Consider the following 15415-nt stretch of genomic DNA (forward strand, 5'->3'; position numbering starts at 1 on the left):
GCCGTTTACGGACGTGGCGGAACCCTGGATTGCTTCGCTCCCCCTCGCAATGACGGGGGAGGCTGGGGAACCGGGCGATTCCAACGATACAACCCAAACGAAAAAGGCCGCCCCGAATGAATCGGGGCGGCCTTTAAAATGGAACGGCGAATGCCTCAGGCGGCGTCGGCGATCTGCGACGGGCCGGAATCCTTGCCGCGCGCATCGACGTCGCGATCCACGAACTCGATCACGGCGAGCGGGGCGTTGTCGCCCTGGCGGAAGCCGGCCTTCATGATGCGGCAGTAGCCACCCGGACGACCCTGGTAGCGCGGGCCGAGCACCGAGAAGAGCTTCTTGACCATGTCGGCGTCGCGCAGCTTCGACATGGCGAGGCGGCGGGTGTGCACGCTGTCGATGCGGGCGAGCGTGATCAGCTTCTCGACGACCGGACGCAGGTCCTTGGCCTTCGGCAGGGTGGTGATGATCTGCTCGTGCTTGATCAGCGCGGCGGACATGTTGGCGAACATCGCCTGGCGATGCTCGGCGGTGCGGTTGAAACGACGACCGCGATAACCGTGACGCATGGTGGCTCTCCTGTTGTTCGCGACCGCCGTGCCAAGGGTCGGCCGCCTGTTGAGCGAATAGGGAGTGGCGAATAGCGAGTAGCTGAGCCCTGAGGCGTTCAACCGTTCCGCTTCTCCGACACCCCTATTCGCTATTCCCTATTCGCCCCTGAGCGCCGCAGGCGCTCAGTAATGCTCTTCGAAGCGCTTGGCGAGGTCCTCGATGTTCTCCGGCGGCCAGCCGGGAACATCCATGCCGAGGTGCAGGCCCATGCCGGCCAGCACTTCCTTGATCTCGTTGAGCGACTTGCGGCCGAAGTTCGGGGTGCGCAGCATCTCGCCCTCCGACTTCTGGATGAGGTCGCCGATGTAGACGATGTTGTCGTTCTTCAGGCAGTTCGCCGAACGGACCGACAGTTCCAGCTCGTCCACCTTCTTGAGCAGCGCCGGGTTGAAGGGCAGCTGCGGCGTGAGCGGCGCGGCCTCTTCCTTGCGCGGATCCTCGAAGTTCACGAACACCTGGAGCTGGTCCTGGATGATGCGGGCGGCATAGGCCAGCGCATCCTCGGGGCTCACGGCGCCGTTGGTCTCGACCGTCATGGTCAGCTTGTCCTTATCGAGATCCTGGCCCTCGCGGGTGGTCTCGACGCGGTAGCTGACCTTGGTCACCGGGGAGAACAGGGAGTCCACCGGGATCAGGCCGATCGGCGCGTCCTCGGGGCGGTTGCGCTCGGCCGGGACGTAGCCCTTGCCGGTCGAAACCGTGAACTCCATGCGGATCTCGGCACCGTCATCCAGCGTGCAGATGACGAGCTCGGGGTTGAGGATCTGGATGTCGCCGACCGTGCCGATGTCGCCCGCCGTCACCGTGCCCGGGCCGGTCTTGCGCAGGGTCATGCGCTTGGGGGCGTCGGTCTGGGAGCGGATGGCGATCGTCTTGATGTTCAGGACGATGTCGGTCACGTCCTCGCGGACGCCCGGGATCGACGAGAACTCGTGCAGCACGCCGTCGATCTGCACCGAAGTTACCGCCGCGCCCTGCAGCGAGGACAGCAGAACACGCCGCAGGGCGTTGCCCAGGGTGGTGCCGAAGCCGCGCTCAAGCGGCTCGGCGACGACCGTCGCGATCCGCTTGGGGTCGTCGCCGGTCGAGACCTGCAGCTTGTTCGGCTTGATGAGTTCCTGCCAATTCTTCTGAATGACCACGGTCCTACCTCTCACGCCTCGCGGATCCGCATCGTCCGGTATCCGCGTTCCGGCCGGGTGGAGGCGCCCCCTGGCACACCGCCCGGTCTCGATTCGTCTGACTTAAACCCTACTCGCCGCCGACCCACAGGGCCGGGACGAAGCTGTACCCGGCACCGTCGCGGTCGACGTAGCCGAGGGCTGGGAATTCCAGGTGACAGCCGGCGATGAAGCTCCGCTCCGACGCCGCCTGGTCCATGATCCGCTTGCGGGTCTGCCGGGCCTGATCGCCGTCGACGTCGAAGCCGACACCCGCGTCCGGATTCTTGAACTGAATCGCCGGCAGGTGGACCACGTCGGTCCAGATCAGCAGCGACTCGGAACCCGACGTCACCCGGAAACCGCAATGCCCCGGCGTGTGGCCGGGGAGATGTACCGCCTCGATGCCCGAGAGCACCTCACCGCCGCGATGCTCGCGCATCCGGCCGGCATAGGGCGCCACGGCATTCCGCGCGCCCTCGAAATACGATTTGGCATCCTGGGGCGCCTTGGAGAGCGCCTCGTCGGGAAGCCAGAACGCCGCTTCGTCCGAATGGACGACGATCTCGGCATTCGGGTAGACGGCCCGGCCATCCTCGGCGAGACCGCCGCAATGGTCGGGATGCAGGTGCGTGATCAGCACCGTCTCCACGTCCTCCGGCTTCACGCCGGTGGTCGCCAAAGCGGCCCCCAAACGCCCCATCGTCTCGACCGGCGCCAGGGCGCCGTAGCCGGTATCCACCAGAACCGGCTTGCGGCCGGCTCCGGTGATCAGGAAGGCGTTCAGGGTGATCTTCGGCTGCTCGGTGCGGAAACCGGCCCGCTGCAGGCGCGCCGCCTCCGCCTTGTCGATGCCCGTGACGAGATCGAGGCTCGCCTGGAACCAGCCGTCGTTGAGCGCGGTGACCGTGAGGTCGCCGAGGTTCCAACGCAGCACGCCGGGCAGTGGCTTCGATCCCGCCATAAGCTTCTCCCTGTTCGCCGAAGGATGATCGATCAGACGCGACGACGCTTGCGCGGACGGCAGCCGTTGTGCGGGATCGAGGTGACGTCACGGATCGAGGTCACGGTGAAGCCCGCGGCCTGGAGGGCTCGGAGCGCCGACTCACGGCCGGAGCCGGGACCCGAAACCTCGACCTCGAGGGTGCGCATGCCGTGCTCGGCGGCCTTGCGGCCGGCGTCTTCGGCGGCGACCTGGGCGGCGTAGGGTGTCGACTTGCGCGAGCCCTTGAAGCCCATCGCGCCGGCGGACGACCACGAGATGGTGTTGCCCTGGGCGTCGGTGATGGTGATCATCGTGTTGTTGAACGAGGCGTTCACGTGGGCGACGCCCGACACGATGTTCTTGCGTTCACGACGACGAACGCGTTGCGGTTCCTTGGCCATCTGACTTCCACTCTTCCTTCAGGCACGCCCGTAATACCAGGCGCTCGGGATTCTTTAGGGACTTAGCCTCGCGGTCCTGCGGGACCGGCGAGGCTGAGCGGGATCCGCCGAGGGACACCCGCCGCGACAAGGAGGCCGAGCGAAGCACGGCCTCCCGATCTGAAAAAATTACTTCTTCTTGCCGGCGATCGGCTTCGCCTTGCCCTTGCGGGTGCGGGCGTTGGTGTGGGTCCGCTGGCCGCGCACGGGCAGCTGCTTGCGGTGACGCAGGCCACGGTAGCAGCCGAGGTCCATCAGCCGCTTGATGTTCATCGAGATCTCGCGGCGCAGGTCGCCTTCCACGATGTAATCGCGGTCGATGGCCTCACGGATCGAGAGAACCTCGGCGTCGGTCAGTTCGTTGACACGACGCTCGGCGGGGATGCCCACCTTGCCGGTGATCTCTTCAGCCTTCTTGGGGCCGATGCCGTGGATGTACTGAAGCGCGATGACGACGCGCTTGCCAGTCGGGATATTGACGCCTGCGATACGGGCCACAGTCTCACTCCATGTGAGGCCCGGCGAAGCCGGGCTCGGGGTTTCGCGCGCGTCCGGTGGAGGCCGGCCCCTGCGCGCGTGCAACGACGACGCGGCCCGAGGGCGGCCCCTCGACAGGGCACCTCGAACCATCGTTCGGTTGGACGAAGGGGGGTCTGCTACTCCGCGCGCGGCGGCCTGTCAATCACATGGGAACGAAAAGCAATGGCACGGGCCACGCATCACGGTGAGACACTCAAAGCCTTCGTGGCCGGCGTCATGCAAGCGGCCGAGTCGAATGCCGAGGAGGTCGTGCCGGTCATCCTCGCCGTGGCCGGTGGCGTTCTCGCCTCGGCCGAGCCGGAGAGCGTCAGTCTCCGGGATGCCGATGACGGCGCGGGCGGGACACTATGGGCGTCGTTCGGCGGCGAGCGAATGGCCTTCCGGTACAACCCGATGACCGCGATGATCGAATTGCGGTCGGGGGATCTCGAAGAGCATCCCATACGCCGATTCGGGCGGCGCTCCCTCCCGATGGACATCGTCAACTTCTTCGGGCCGAGCCGCGAGGCCGAAGCCGCGCGCACCCGGCCCTGACGACTCAGTGCATCCGCTGGTTCGACAGGCGGCAGGTGCGGCCTTCGTTGCGATAGCCGGCGGGGCAGCGGCGGACGCAGGCGCCGGCGGCGTATTTCAGCGGCGGCCGGCAGGCGTTGCGGAACTGCTTCTGGCCGTAGACGAAGGATTGGGCCGGGCTCTGCGCGGAAGCGGGCAGGGCACTCCCGGCAACGAGGAGAGCAGCGGCAAGGGTCAGGCGGGCAATCATCGAGGCTGTCCGGCATGGAAAAGGGGCGCCCGCCGTCTGGCGAACGCCCCTCGGATGACCCGCCCAACGCGTCAGGACGCGATGCGCTCCCGGTGCGGCTCCAGGATTCCCGTCAGATCCTCGGTCACCGAATCGATGGGCTTCATGCCGTCGACGGTCTTCAGCATGCCGAGCTTGTCGTAATAGGCCGAGAGCGGCGCCGTCTGGGCCCGGTAGGCTTCCAGGCGCTGCTTGAACACTTCCGGCGTGTCGTCCTTGCGCACGGCCTCGCCGCGGGCGGCAGCCTCGGCGGCGCGGTTGGCGATGCGGCCGACCAGGGCATCCTCATCGACCTTCAGTTCGATGACGGACGAGAGTTCCAGGCCCTTGCCGGCGAGCATCTTCCCAAGCGCCTCGGCCTGGGCGACCGTCCGGGGGAAGCCGTCGAGGATGAAGCCCGGCTTGGCGTCGGCCTGTTCGATCCGGTCGGCGACGATGCCGACCACGATCTCGTCCGAGACGAGCCCGCCCGATTCCATCACGGCCTTGGCCTTCAGCCCCACGGGCGTCCCGGCGGCCACGGCGGCGCGGAGCATGTCTCCGGTCGAGAGCTGCGGGATGCCGTACTTCTTCACGATCCGCTCGGATTGCGTGCCCTTCCCCGCGCCGGGCGGTCCGAGCAGAATGATGCGCATGGCGTTGTCCTCTTAGGGCCCGCTTTCCCGGGCTCCGGATTCATTCGACGACGCCATCCCGGGCATCGCCCCCTCAGGTCTTTTTCTAACGCCTCGCGCGGACGGCGATAGCCCGCCTTTGGGCGGACTTCGCTCATTTTCCGGCTTCTGTTGCCCGATCAGCGGCGGCGCTGGCCGGCCGAGGCGCCCCGGAGCTTCGCGCGCTTCACGAGGCCCTCGTACTGGTGCGCCATCAGGTGCCCGTGGATCTGCGCCACGGTGTCCATCGTCACCGTCACGAGGATCAGCAGGGAGGTGCCGCCGAAGCCCAGGCTCGCCGAGGCGTAGGAGGACAGGATCTCCGGGGCGAGGCACACGAGGGTCAGGTACAGGGCGCCGATCACCGTGATGCGGGTCAGCACCTTGTCGAGGAAGGCCGCCGTGCGCTCGCCGGGCCGGATGCCGGGGATGAAGCCGCCATGCTTCTTCAGGTTGTCGGCGGTCTCCTGCGGGTTGAAGACGACGGCCGTGTAGAAGAACGTGAAGAAGATGATGAGGGCCGCGTAGAGGGCCATGAACAGCGGCGTTCCGTGGCCGAGATAGGCCGTGACCGCGCCGAGCCAGCCGCTGCCGTTGTTCGCCGAGAAGCTGGCGGCGGTGGCCGGCAGCAGCAGCAGCGAGGAGGCGAAGATCGGCGGGATGACACCCGACGTGTTGAGCTTCAGCGGCAGGAACGAGGTCTGGCCCTCGTACATGCGGTTGCCGACCTGGCGCTTCGGGTAGTTGATCAGGATGCGGCGCTGGGCGCGCTCCATGAACACGATGAAGTAGACAAGGGCGACGGCGGCCACGGCCACCCCGAGGATGATGGCGGGCGAGAGGGCGCCGGTGCGGCCGAGCTCCAGGGCGCCGATGATCGTCACCGGAAGGTGCGCGACGATGCCCGAGAAGATGATCAGCGACGAGCCGTTGCCGATGCCGCGCGAGGTGATCTGCTCGCCGAGCCACATCAGGAACAGCGTGCCGCCGGTCAGGGTGATGACCGTCGAGGCGAGGAAGAACGGTCCCGGATCGATCGCCGCCGAGGAGCTCTGTAGGCCCACCGCGATGCCCCAGGACTGAACCAGGGCCAGCACCACCGTCAGGTAGCGGGTGTACTGGTTGATGACCTTGCGGCCGGACTCGCCCTCCTTCTTCAGCGCTTCCAGGCTCGGGATGACCGAGGTGAGGAGCTGCACGATGATCGAGGCCGAGATGTACGGCATGATGTTGAGCGCGAAGATCGCCATGCGCTCGACGGCACCGCCGGAGAACATGTTGAACAGGCCGAGCACGCCGCCCGATTGCTGCTGGAAGTTCCGCGCAAACTGCTCCGGATCGATGCCGGGAATCGGCACGTAGGTGCCGAGCCGGAACACCATCAGCGCGCCGATCGTGAACCAGATGCGCTTCTTCAGCTCATCGGCCTTGGCGATGGCGCCGAAGTTGAGATTGGCGGCAAGCTGCTCGGCGGCTGAGGCCATAGCGTCGCGTCCTACGCGTGTCGCCGGGCGAGTGCCCGGATGAAACGAAAAAAGCGGCGGCCCGCGCGAGGTCGCGTGGGGCCGCCGCTCGATGGTCACCGACTTAAAGGCCGGGGACGTGCCGCGCAATGTGTCGCGCGGCCGCCGTCTGCCTCAGGCGGTCGCCTCGGCCTCGGCCTTGCCGCGGGTCGAGACGCCGGAGGCGTAGACCACGCTGACCGAGCCGCCGGCCTTCTCGACGGCCTCGATGGCCGACTTGGAGGCGCGGGTGACTTCGAAGCTGAGCTTCGAGGTCAGCTCGCCGACACCCAGCAGCTTCACGCCGTCGCGGGGACGGGCGAGGATGCCGGCGGCGACGAGGGTCTCGACCGTGATGGTCGCGCCGGCCTCGAGCTGCCCCGTATCCACCGCGGCCTGGATCCGGCCGAGGTTCACCTCGTTCAGGTCAGCCGCGTGGATGTTGTTGAAGCCGCGCTTCGGAAGGCGACGGTGGAGCGGCATCTGGCCACCCTCGAAGCCCTTGATGGCCACGCCGGTCCGGGCCTTCTGACCCTTCACGCCGCGTCCGGCGGTCTTGCCCTTGCCGGAGCCGATGCCCCGGCCGACACGCATCCGGTCCTTGGTGGCGCCGGGATTGTCGCTGATCTGGTTAAGCTTCATCGGTCGCCTCCTCAGGCCTCGAGGACGCGCACAAGGTGATTCACCTTGCGGATCATGCCGCGTACCGCCGGCGTGTCCTCAAGCTCGGCGACCCGGTGGAGCTTGTTCAGCTTGAGGCCGATCAGCGTCGCGCGCTGGCTGGCCTCGCGGCGGATCGGCGAGCCGATCTGCTCGATGCGGACGGTCTTGGTGTTGTCAGCCATGCCATCCTCCCTTACGCGACCGCAGCTTCGGACGTATCGGCCGGATCGGCATCGCGGCGGCGCGACTGAAGCGCGGACACCTTGAGGCCCCGGCGAGCCGCCACGGCGCGCGGGCTGTCCTCGTTCTTCAGCGCCTCGAAGGTGGCGCGAACGAGGTTGTAGGGGTTCGAGGAACCGAGGCTCTTGGCCACGACGTCCTGCATGCCGAGCGTCTCGAACACGGCGCGCATCGGGCCGCCGGCGATGATGCCGGTACCCTGCGGGGCCGCGCGGAGGATCACCTTGCCGGCGCCGTGACGTCCGTTGACGTCGTGGTGCAGGGTGCGGCCCTCGCGGAGCGACACGCGGATGAGCCCGCGCTTGGCGGCCTCGGTCGCCTTCCGGATGGCCTCCGGCACCTCGCGGGCCTTGCCGTGGCCGAAGCCGACGCGGCCCTTCTGGTCGCCGACCACGACCAAGGCGGCGAAGCCGAAGCGACGGCCACCCTTCACAACCTTCGCGACGCGGTTGATGTGGACGAGCTTGTCCACGAACTCGCTGTCGTGCTCCTCGCGGTCGTCGCGGCGGCCGCGGCCCCCGCCTTCACGTTCACGTGCCATAATCTCTGCCTATCTCACTGGCGCGAGCCCTGAGGCCCGCTCGCTCGATAGTCCCTCCCCGAACGGGGGAGGGACAGTTTCACTCAGAATTCCAGGCCACCCTCGCGGGCGGCTTCGGCCACGGCCTTCACACGGCCGTGGTAGATGTAGCCGGACCGGTCGAAGATCACCTTGGTGACCCCGGCGGCCTTGGCGCGCTCCGCGAGGAGCTTGCCCACGGCGGTCGCGGCGGCAACGTCGGCACCGGTCTTCAGATCGCCCTTGAGCGACTTGTCGATGGTGGACGCGGCGGCCAGCGTGTGGCCCTTCACGTCGTCGATGACCTGCGCATAGATCTGCTTCGACGAACGAAACACCGAGAGACGCGGACGGCCGTTGGCAGCCGCCTTGATCGCCCGACGAACGCGCGCCTTGCGCCGATCGAGGGCTTCGAGCTTACGAGACATCTTCGCCCTCCTTTACTTCTTCTTGCCTTCCTTGCGGAAGATGAACTCACCCTCGTACCGAACGCCCTTGCCCTTGTAGGGCTCGGGGCCGCGATAGTCGCGGATCTCGGCGGCGACCTGGCCCACCTTCTGCCGGTCGATGCCGGTGATGGTGATCTCGGTCGGCTTCGGGGTGGCGATGGTGATGCCCTCCGGCACGGCGTACTCGATGTCGTGGCTGTAGCCGAGCGACAGCTTGAGCGCCTTGCCGGCCATGGCGGCACGGTAACCGACGCCGGTGATCTCAAGCTTCTTGGAGAAGCCGTTCGACACGCCGGTGGCGATGTTGGCGATCTGGGCCCGCGACGTGCCCCAGAGGGACCGGGCGGGCTTCGACTGGTTGACGGGCTCGACCTCGATCGCGCCGTCCTTCATGGCGACGTTCACGAGGGACGGAACGACGAACTGAAGTTCGCCCTTCGAGCCCTTCATCTTCACGGTCTGGCCCGTGACGGTGGCGGTAACGCCAGCCGGAACAGGAACCGGCTTCTTGCCTACGCGAGACATGGGATGTCCTCCTCCGTCCCGATCAGAACACGGTGCAGAGCACTTCACCGCCGACGTTGCGCTCGCGCGCCTCGTGGTCGGCCATGACGCCCTGCGGGGTGGAGACGATGGTGACGCCGAGGCCGTCGGCCACGCGCGGCAGCTCGCCGACCGACGAGTAAACCCGGCGGCCCGGCTTCGACACGCGCTGGATCTCACGGATCACGGGCTTGCCGTCGTAGTACTTGAGCTCGATGGCGAACTCGGTGCGACCGTTGCCCAGCTCGGTCTGCGCGAAGTCGCGGATGTAGCCCTCGCGCTTCAGCACGTTGAGCACGCTTGCGCGGAGCTTCGAGCCGGGCGTCTGGACGACGTTGCGACGGCGCAGCTGGCCGTTGCGGATACGGGTGAGCATGTCACCCACGGGATCGTTGACCATGTGGGGACCTCCTTACCAGCTCGACTTGACGAGGCCGGGGATGAGACCCCGGTTGCCGAGCTCCCGCAGCGCGACGCGCGAGATGCCCATCTTGCGGTAGTAGGCCCGCGGACGGCCCGTGATCTCGCAGCGGTTGCGGATGCGGGTGGCCGACGAGTTGCGCGGCAGTTCGGCGAGCTTCAAGCGCGCCTCGAAGCGCTCCTGCATCTCGATCGACTCGTTGTTCGCGATATCGAGCAGCGCCTTCCGCTTGGCAGCGAAGCGCTTCACGAGATCCTTGCGATGGTTGTTCTTCTCGACTGAGCTTTTCTTCGACATCTGTCTATCTCCAGTGTCCGCGTCTGACGTCCGGGGACGTCACTGCCGGAACGGGAATTGAAAGGCCGCGAGCAGTGCCTTGGCCTCGGCATCGGTCTGGGCGGAGGTCGCCACGACGATGTCCATGCCCCACATCTGCTCCGCCTTGTCGTAGGAGATCTCCGGGAACACGAGGTGCTCCTTGAGACCCAGGGCGTAGTTGCCGCGACCGTCGAACGAGCGCGGGTTTAGGCCGCGGAAGTCACGCACGCGCGGGAGCGCGATCGTGATCAGACGGTCCATGAATTCGTACATGCGCTGCTTGCGCAACGTCACCTTGCAGCCGATCGGCATCCCCTCGCGGACCTTGAAGGTCGCGATGGCCTTGCGGGCCCGGGTGATGACCGGCTTCTGGCCGGCGATGAGGGCGAGGTCGCCCGCCGCCACCGAGGCCTTCTTCGAGTCCGCGGTGGACTCGCCGACGCCCATGTTGATGACGATCTTCTCGATCTGCGGCACCTGCATGGGGTTCTTGTAGCCGAACTCTTCGATCAGCTTCTGGCGAACCACCTCGTCGTAGTGCTTGCGCAGACGGGGGACGTACGCGTTCTTGTCGGCCTCAGCCATCGATCTGATCCCCCGTGCTCTTGGCGAACCGGACCTTGCGCCCGTCTTCGAGGATGCGGAAACCCACGCGGGTCGGCTTGCCGTTGGCATCCGCGACCGCGATGTTCGAGAGTTGGATGGCGGCCTCCTTGGAGATGATCCCGCCTTCCTGGTTCTGGGTCTGCTTCTGGTGCTTCTTGACGAGGTTCACGCCGCGCACGAACGCGCGGCCTTCCTTCGGCAGCACCTGGATCACTTCGCCCGAGCGGCCGGCGTCACGGCCGGTCAGCACGACGACCTTGTCGCCCTTGCGGATCTTGGCAGCCATCACAGCACCTCCGGGGCGAGCGAGATGATCTTCATGTGGTTGCGGGCGCGCAGCTCGCGCGGCACCGGTCCGAAGATGCGGGTGCCGATCGGCTCCTTCTGATTGTTGATCAGGACGGCCGCGTTCTTGTCGAACCGGATCACCGAGCCGTCGGCGCGCTTCACGTCCTTGGCGGTGCGCACGACCACCGCCTTCATGACGTCGCCCTTCTTCACACGACCCCGCGGGATCGCCTCCTTGACCGACACGACGATCACGTCGCCGACGCCGGCATACTTGCGCTTCGACCCGCCGAGAACCTTGATGCACATCACACGGCGTGCACCAGAGTTGTCGGCGACGTCCAGATTCGTTTGCATCTGGATCACGTGCGTGACTCCTTCTCTCAGGCGGGTTTCCGCACGCGGGCGGTATTGCCCGGCGGACGACGCCTGATGGGGATCTGTGGTCCCCGGCTCATGTGAACGACCGCGCTATCGGCATCAGGGACGCCGGCGCGGTCACCGCGGTGGAACGGGCGCGAGGCCCATCCAAAATGTCGCGAAGGTCGGGGCCATACATCGGCGGAACGGGAAACGCAACCGCAGGACGGGCAAAATCAGGCCAGTCCGTCTCGGCCCGAATGGAAACGGCGCCGACTCGCGGGAGCCGGCGCCGTCTCAGAGTTCGGGTTGGGACGTTGCGTCGAATCAGGCCGGCTGATTGACGGGCTCGGCTTCGAACAGGAACCCGTCGAGATTCGGGATCGTGACGGCGGCCATGGCCGGCTTCGAGAGGCGCCAGGGGCGGTCGGTGCGGGCACGAATCGCCTCGGACGGGCGCAGCCGGCGGCCGCGGCCGTCCTCGCCCAGCTCCTCGATGGTCACGAAGCCGTAGACCTGGAGCCTAGAGGCGGTCAGCTTGGTCTCCCGGTCGTCGGCGCCGAGCACCATGGAGCCGAGGGCATAGACCGTCTCCATCAGCACCCGCTGCTCGCCTCTGCGGCGGAGTCCGGCCTCGCGCTCGCCCATCGGCGGGGGAGCGGAGACCCGGCGGAAGGGGACGACGTTGCTCGCTGCGACGCAACCCATACGCGACTATCCTCGAACGCCACTGGGTGCCCTCGACTCGGGAGCACCGTCGATGCGGACAATTCGACGAATCGGATTAACCTCCCGTGGACCGTGTTTGGCCGCGACTGCCCCGATCCGGCACGGGTCGCGCCCTCCTCAGGGCGGTCACTCTTCTTTAATGGCTCTCGGGGGTGCAATTTTCCCGCGACGGTGCATTGACCGGGGCGGGTGATGCGTCTAGAAGCGCCCCACTTCGGTCGGCCCTCGGCTGCCGACGGCCTGCGGGTTAGCCCGAACCGCCGTCCTCGCCCCCGACGCGACCTGAAGGCTCAAATCGCCTGACGCTTAAGTCAGATCCGTAGGTACGAACGCGTCTCCCGAGGCGCGATCCTCTGCCCACACCGCGCCGAGGGGCTTTGACTAGCCCTTCCGGCGCATATTCGTTTTGCGGACTGCAGTTGCAGTTCGGAAGGGACCGAGGAAGAGGGCACAGGATGCCGACGATCAATCAGCTGATCGCCCAGCCGCGGAAGATCCAGCGGAGCCGTAACAAGGTTCCTGCTCTGGACGCTTGCCCGCAGAAGCGTGGCGTGTGCACCCGCGTCTATACCACGACGCCTAAGAAGCCGAACTCGGCTCTGCGTAAGGTCGCCAAGGTGCGCCTGACGAACGGCTTCGAGGTGATCGGTTATATCCCGGGTGAGGGGCACAACCTTCAGGAGCACTCCGTGGTGATGATCCGCGGCGGCCGCGTGAAGGATCTTCCGGGCGTGCGCTACCATATCCTTCGCGGCGTGCTCGATACGCAGGGCGTGAAGAACCGCAAGCAGCGCCGTTCGAAGTACGGTGCAAAGCGTCCGAAGTAATTTCTTCGGCACGCAGTCAGCTTTTCCACTGCCTGACAAGGATGCCACCGGCTTACGCTCAAGGTGGCCTGCGTCAGGTGCTTAAGTTCTACTCATTGGAAGTTTAGCCAATGTCCCGTCGTCACTCAGCCGAGAAGCGCGAGATCATCCCGGACCCGAAGTACGGGGACGTGGTGCTGACGAAGTTCATGAACTCGATCATGTACGAAGGTAAGAAGTCGACCGCCGAGCGGATCGTCTACGGCGCCTTCGACATCGTCGAGAACCGTGCCCGCGCCAACCCGATCGAGGTGTTCCGCGCCGCGCTCGACAACGTCGCCCCGATGATCGAGGTCCGCTCCCGCCGCGTCGGCGGCGCGACCTACCAGGTCCCCGTCGAGGTGCGCACCGAGCGCCGCCAGGCCCTGGCGATCCGCTGGCTGATCCAGGCCGCCCGCTCGCGCAACGACCGCACGATGGTTGAGCGCCTGTCGGCCGAGCTGCTCGACGCCGCGAACAATCGCGGCAACGCCGTCAAGAAGCGGGAAGACACGCACCGGATGGCGGAAGCCAACCGCGCCTTCTCGCACTACCGCTGGTAAGCGGCCCACCCGTCTCTCAGGAGCAGTCCGATGCCCCGCACGCACGCGATCGAGGACTACCGCAACTTCGGCATCATGGCCCACATTGATGCCGGCAAGACCACGACCACGGAGCGGATCCTCTACTACACCGGAAAGTCCCATAAGATCGGCGAGGTCCATGAGGGCGCCGCCACGATGGACTGGATGGAACAGGAGCAGGAGCGCGGCATCACGATCACGTCCGCCGCGACGACGTGCTTCTGGCGCGAGAAGCGCCTGAACATCATCGACACGCCCGGCCACGTCGACTTCACCATCGAAGTCGAGCGTTCCCTTCGCGTGCTCGACGGCGCGGTGTGTGTGCTCGACGGCAACCAGGGCGTCGAGCCGCAGACCGAGACCGTGTGGCGTCAGGCCGACAAGTACGACGTGCCGCGCGTCGTGTTCGTCAACAAGATGGACAAGATCGGCGCCGACTTCTTCAAGTGCGTGGCCGACATCATCGACCGCGTCGCCGGCAAGCCGGTGTGCCTGCAGCTGCCGATCGGCGCCGAGAGCACCTTCAAGGGTGTGATCGACCTGATCAAGATGAAGGCCGTCGTGTGGTCGGGCGAGGCGCTCGGCGCCAACTACACCGAGGAAGAGATCCCGGCCGACCTGCAGGATCAGGCTGTCGAGTACCGCGCCAAGCTGGTCGAAGCCTGCGTGGAGATGGATGACGAGGCCATGATGGCCTACCTCGACGGCCAGGAGCCGAGCGAGGAGGGTCTTCGCAAGCTCGTCCGCACGGCCGTGCAGCGCCGCGCGTTCCATCCCGTGCTCTGCGGCTCGGCCTTCAAGAACAAGGGCGTGCAGCCGCTCCTCGACGCCGTCGTCGATTACCTGCCGTCCCCGGCGGATCGCGGCGAGATCAAGGGCATCGACTTCAAGACCGAGGAAGAGGTGGTCCGCCACCCGACCGACTCGGATCCCTTCGCCATGCTCGCGTTCAAGATCATGGACGATCCCCACGTCGGCACGATCACCTTCTGCCGCGTGTATTCGGGCAAGGTCGAGTCGGGCGCCAACGTCATCAACTCGACGCGCGACAAGAAGGAGCGCGTCGGCCGCATGCTCCTGATGCACGCCAACAACCGTGAGGACGTCAAGGAGGCCTTCGCCGGCGACATCGTCGCCCTGGCCGGCCTCAAGGACACCCGCACGGGCGACACCCTCTGCGACCCGCAGAAGGCCGTCATCCTCGAGAAGATGGAATTCCCCGAGCCGGTGATCGAGATCGCCGTCGAGCCGAAGTCCAAGGCGGACCAGGAAAAGCTCGGCATCGCGCTCTCGAAGCTCGCCGCCGAGGACCCGTCCTTCCGCGTCTCGACGGACCAGGAATCGGGCCAGACCATCCTCAAGGGGATGGGCGAGCTCCACCTGGACATCAAGGTCGACATCCTGCGCCGCACCTACAAGGTCGACGCGAATATCGGCCAGCCGCAAGTGGCGTACCGCGAGAAGCTGACCCGTCGGACCGAGATCGACTACACCCACAAGAAGCAGACCGGTGGTACCGGTCAGTTCGCCCGGGTGAAGTTCGTGGTCGAGCCGAACGAGCCGGGTGCCGGCTTCGCCTTCGAGTCGAAGATCGTCGGCGGCGCGGTGCCGAAGGAGTACATCCCCGGCGTCGAAAAGGGCCTCAACTCGGTCCTGACCGCCGGTATCCTCGCCGGCTTCCCGGTGGTCGACATCAAGGTGGAGCTGGTCGACGGCGCCTACCACGACGTCGACTCGTCGGCCCTGGCCTTCGAGATCGCGTCCCGCGCGGCGCTCCGTGAAGCCCTCCAGAAGGGCGGCTCGGTGTTGCTGGAGCCGGTCATGAAGGTCGAGGTGGTGTCTCCCGAGGAGTACACCGGCTCGGTCATCGGCGACCTCAACTCCCGCCGTGGCCAGATCCAGGGCCAGGACATGCGCGGCAACGCCAACGTCATCAACGCGATGGTGCCGCTGGCCAACATGTTCGGCTACGTGAATCAGCTGCGCTCCTTCTCGCAGGGACGCGCCAACTTCACGATGCAGTTCGATCACTACGAAGAGGTGCCGCGCGGCGAAGCCGACAAGGTCATCGCCAAGTACGCGTAAGCTCCATCTCTTCGTCCAACCGCAATTCGTATTA

The 15415-nt window shown here is 66.4% G+C and carries 23 protein-coding genes; 4 read left to right on the forward strand and 19 right to left on the reverse strand.

Translation table 11 applies throughout. The annotated features are described in order from the left end of the window. Window positions 1-155 precede the first annotated feature (155 nt). The 5 genes from rplQ to rpsM form a co-directional block, all read right to left on the reverse strand. Window positions 156-566, reverse strand: coding sequence for a 50S ribosomal protein L17 (rplQ, locus tag ACS5Q7_RS16800; RefSeq protein ID WP_478340435.1), 411 nt, complete (start codon window positions 564-566; stop codon window positions 156-158). 165 nt (window positions 567-731) lie between these two features. Further along, window positions 732-1766 (reverse strand): DNA-directed RNA polymerase subunit alpha, encoded by a 1035-nt coding sequence (locus ACS5Q7_RS16805; protein ID WP_243952413.1) that lies wholly within the window; start codon window positions 1764-1766, stop codon window positions 732-734. Window positions 1767-1860: 94 nt separating this feature from the next. After that, window positions 1861-2733 (reverse strand): MBL fold metallo-hydrolase, encoded by an 873-nt coding sequence (locus ACS5Q7_RS16810; protein WP_478340436.1) that lies wholly within the window; start codon window positions 2731-2733, stop codon window positions 1861-1863. Between the two features lie 32 nt (window positions 2734-2765). Next, window positions 2766-3155, reverse strand: coding sequence for a 30S ribosomal protein S11 (gene rpsK, locus ACS5Q7_RS16815; RefSeq protein WP_010686167.1), 390 nt, complete (start codon window positions 3153-3155; stop codon window positions 2766-2768). Between the two features lie 168 nt (window positions 3156-3323). Continuing rightward, complete coding sequence (rpsM, locus tag ACS5Q7_RS16820) at window positions 3324-3692, reverse strand: 30S ribosomal protein S13 (RefSeq protein WP_243952416.1); 369 nt, start codon at window positions 3690-3692, stop codon at window positions 3324-3326. 204 nt (window positions 3693-3896) lie between these two features. Between rpsM and ACS5Q7_RS16825 the strand changes: the two genes are divergently transcribed. After that, complete coding sequence (locus ACS5Q7_RS16825) at window positions 3897-4268, forward strand: hypothetical protein (protein ID WP_478340437.1); 372 nt, start codon at window positions 3897-3899, stop codon at window positions 4266-4268. Window positions 4269-4272: 4 nt separating this feature from the next. On the opposite strand, the gene ACS5Q7_RS16830 is transcribed toward ACS5Q7_RS16825, so the two are convergent. The 14 genes from ACS5Q7_RS16830 to ACS5Q7_RS16895 form a co-directional block, all read right to left on the reverse strand. Continuing rightward, window positions 4273-4497 carry a hypothetical protein gene (locus ACS5Q7_RS16830; protein ID WP_478340438.1) on the reverse strand — a complete coding sequence of 75 codons (225 nt, stop codon included), beginning with the start codon at window positions 4495-4497 and terminating at the stop codon, window positions 4273-4275. A gap of 71 nt (window positions 4498-4568) precedes the next feature. Beyond that, window positions 4569-5171 (reverse strand): adenylate kinase, encoded by a 603-nt coding sequence (locus tag ACS5Q7_RS16835; protein WP_478340439.1) that lies wholly within the window; start codon window positions 5169-5171, stop codon window positions 4569-4571. A 158-nt stretch (window positions 5172-5329) separates the two neighbouring features. Next, complete coding sequence (gene secY / locus ACS5Q7_RS16840) at window positions 5330-6673, reverse strand: preprotein translocase subunit SecY (protein ID WP_478340440.1); 1344 nt, start codon at window positions 6671-6673, stop codon at window positions 5330-5332. 153 nt (window positions 6674-6826) lie between these two features. Further along, a complete protein-coding gene (gene rplO, locus ACS5Q7_RS16845; protein ID WP_378966903.1) occupies window positions 6827-7333 on the reverse strand; it encodes a 50S ribosomal protein L15 in 507 nt (168 codons plus the stop codon). A gap of 11 nt (window positions 7334-7344) precedes the next feature. Further along, window positions 7345-7536, reverse strand: a complete 192-nt coding sequence (gene rpmD, locus ACS5Q7_RS16850) for a 50S ribosomal protein L30 (protein ID WP_243952426.1) — start codon at window positions 7534-7536, stop codon at window positions 7345-7347. 11 nt (window positions 7537-7547) lie between these two features. Next, window positions 7548-8135, reverse strand: coding sequence for a 30S ribosomal protein S5 (rpsE, locus tag ACS5Q7_RS16855; protein ID WP_243952427.1), 588 nt, complete (start codon window positions 8133-8135; stop codon window positions 7548-7550). Window positions 8136-8218: 83 nt separating this feature from the next. Further along, the gene (gene rplR / locus ACS5Q7_RS16860; protein ID WP_478340441.1) at window positions 8219-8581 is read right to left on the reverse strand and encodes a 50S ribosomal protein L18; all 363 of its coding nucleotides are present in this window, start codon (window positions 8579-8581) and stop codon (window positions 8219-8221) included. Window positions 8582-8593: 12 nt separating this feature from the next. Further along, entirely contained in the window at window positions 8594-9127 is a 534-nt protein-coding gene (gene rplF, locus ACS5Q7_RS16865) for a 50S ribosomal protein L6 (protein WP_478340442.1), read from the reverse strand. Window positions 9128-9149: 22 nt separating this feature from the next. Further along, window positions 9150-9545: a 30S ribosomal protein S8 gene (gene rpsH, locus ACS5Q7_RS16870; RefSeq protein ID WP_478340443.1), complete on the reverse strand. Its 396-nt coding sequence runs from the start codon at window positions 9543-9545 to the stop codon at window positions 9150-9152. 12 nt (window positions 9546-9557) lie between these two features. Then, window positions 9558-9863 carry a 30S ribosomal protein S14 gene (rpsN, locus tag ACS5Q7_RS16875; protein WP_478340444.1) on the reverse strand — a complete coding sequence of 102 codons (306 nt, stop codon included), beginning with the start codon at window positions 9861-9863 and terminating at the stop codon, window positions 9558-9560. A 39-nt stretch (window positions 9864-9902) separates the two neighbouring features. Then, window positions 9903-10469, reverse strand: a complete 567-nt coding sequence (rplE, locus tag ACS5Q7_RS16880) for a 50S ribosomal protein L5 (RefSeq protein WP_243952433.1) — start codon at window positions 10467-10469, stop codon at window positions 9903-9905. Then, window positions 10462-10776: a 50S ribosomal protein L24 gene (gene rplX / locus ACS5Q7_RS16885; RefSeq protein ID WP_378966886.1), complete on the reverse strand. Its 315-nt coding sequence runs from the start codon at window positions 10774-10776 to the stop codon at window positions 10462-10464. Before rplX ends, rplE begins: the two co-directional genes overlap by 8 nt. Continuing rightward, window positions 10776-11144, reverse strand: coding sequence for a 50S ribosomal protein L14 (rplN, locus tag ACS5Q7_RS16890; protein WP_010686182.1), 369 nt, complete (start codon window positions 11142-11144; stop codon window positions 10776-10778). The genes rplX and rplN overlap by 1 nt, the downstream gene beginning before the upstream one ends. A 321-nt stretch (window positions 11145-11465) precedes the next feature. Next, a complete protein-coding gene (locus tag ACS5Q7_RS16895; RefSeq protein ID WP_478340445.1) occupies window positions 11466-11846 on the reverse strand; it encodes a hypothetical protein in 381 nt (126 codons plus the stop codon). A 476-nt stretch (window positions 11847-12322) separates the two neighbouring features. On the opposite strand from ACS5Q7_RS16895, the gene rpsL reads away from it, so the two are divergent. The 3 genes from rpsL to fusA all read left to right on the forward strand — a co-directional run bounded on the left by rpsL (window position 12323) and on the right by fusA (window position 15381). Further along, a complete protein-coding gene (rpsL, locus tag ACS5Q7_RS16900) occupies window positions 12323-12694 on the forward strand; it encodes a 30S ribosomal protein S12 (RefSeq protein WP_007557568.1) in 372 nt (123 codons plus the stop codon). Window positions 12695-12804: 110 nt separating this feature from the next. Beyond that, window positions 12805-13275 (forward strand): 30S ribosomal protein S7, encoded by a 471-nt coding sequence (gene rpsG / locus ACS5Q7_RS16905; RefSeq protein ID WP_012319183.1) that lies wholly within the window; start codon window positions 12805-12807, stop codon window positions 13273-13275. A 30-nt stretch (window positions 13276-13305) separates the two neighbouring features. Then, window positions 13306-15381 carry an elongation factor G gene (gene fusA, locus ACS5Q7_RS16910; RefSeq protein WP_478340446.1) on the forward strand — a complete coding sequence of 692 codons (2076 nt, stop codon included), beginning with the start codon at window positions 13306-13308 and terminating at the stop codon, window positions 15379-15381. Window positions 15382-15415: the final 34 nt, after the last annotated feature.

This window comes from Methylobacterium sp. Gmos3, assembly GCF_056430985.1.

Bases quoted from the DNA above. Each gene is read 5' to 3' on its own strand.
- rpsK (WP_010686167.1), bottom strand. From the start codon at position 3,155: ATGGCCAAGGAACCGCAACGCGTTCGTCGTCGTGAACGCAAGAACATC.
- rplX (WP_378966886.1), bottom strand. From the start codon at position 10,776: ATGGCTGCCAAGATCCGCAAGGGCGACAAGGTCGTCGTGCTGACCGGC.
- secY (WP_478340440.1), bottom strand. From the start codon at position 6,673: ATGGCCTCAGCCGCCGAGCAGCTTGCCGCCAATCTCAACTTCGGCGCC.
- rpsE (WP_243952427.1), bottom strand. From the start codon at position 8,135: ATGGCACGTGAACGTGAAGGCGGGGGCCGCGGCCGCCGCGACGACCGC.
- rplR (WP_478340441.1), bottom strand. From the start codon at position 8,581: ATGTCTCGTAAGCTCGAAGCCCTCGATCGGCGCAAGGCGCGCGTTCGT.
- rpsH (WP_478340443.1), bottom strand. From the start codon at position 9,545: ATGGTCAACGATCCCGTGGGTGACATGCTCACCCGTATCCGCAACGGC.
- rpmD (WP_243952426.1), bottom strand. From the start codon at position 7,536: ATGGCTGACAACACCAAGACCGTCCGCATCGAGCAGATCGGCTCGCCG.
- ACS5Q7_RS16830 (WP_478340438.1), bottom strand. From the start codon at position 4,497: ATGATTGCCCGCCTGACCCTTGCCGCTGCTCTCCTCGTTGCCGGGAGT.
- ACS5Q7_RS16895 (WP_478340445.1), bottom strand. From the start codon at position 11,846: ATGGGTTGCGTCGCAGCGAGCAACGTCGTCCCCTTCCGCCGGGTCTCC.
- fusA (WP_478340446.1), top strand. From the start codon at position 13,306: ATGCCCCGCACGCACGCGATCGAGGACTACCGCAACTTCGGCATCATG.
- ACS5Q7_RS16835 (WP_478340439.1), bottom strand. From the start codon at position 5,171: ATGCGCATCATTCTGCTCGGACCGCCCGGCGCGGGGAAGGGCACGCAA.
- rplQ (WP_478340435.1), bottom strand. From the start codon at position 566: ATGCGTCACGGTTATCGCGGTCGTCGTTTCAACCGCACCGCCGAGCAT.
- ACS5Q7_RS16825 (WP_478340437.1), top strand. From the start codon at position 3,897: ATGGCACGGGCCACGCATCACGGTGAGACACTCAAAGCCTTCGTGGCC.
- rpsN (WP_478340444.1), bottom strand. From the start codon at position 9,863: ATGTCGAAGAAAAGCTCAGTCGAGAAGAACAACCATCGCAAGGATCTC.
- rpsL (WP_007557568.1), top strand. From the start codon at position 12,323: ATGCCGACGATCAATCAGCTGATCGCCCAGCCGCGGAAGATCCAGCGG.
- rpsG (WP_012319183.1), top strand. From the start codon at position 12,805: ATGTCCCGTCGTCACTCAGCCGAGAAGCGCGAGATCATCCCGGACCCG.
- rplF (WP_478340442.1), bottom strand. From the start codon at position 9,127: ATGTCTCGCGTAGGCAAGAAGCCGGTTCCTGTTCCGGCTGGCGTTACC.
- rplE (WP_243952433.1), bottom strand. From the start codon at position 10,469: ATGGCTGAGGCCGACAAGAACGCGTACGTCCCCCGTCTGCGCAAGCAC.
- ACS5Q7_RS16810 (WP_478340436.1), bottom strand. From the start codon at position 2,733: ATGGCGGGATCGAAGCCACTGCCCGGCGTGCTGCGTTGGAACCTCGGC.
- rplO (WP_378966903.1), bottom strand. From the start codon at position 7,333: ATGAAGCTTAACCAGATCAGCGACAATCCCGGCGCCACCAAGGACCGG.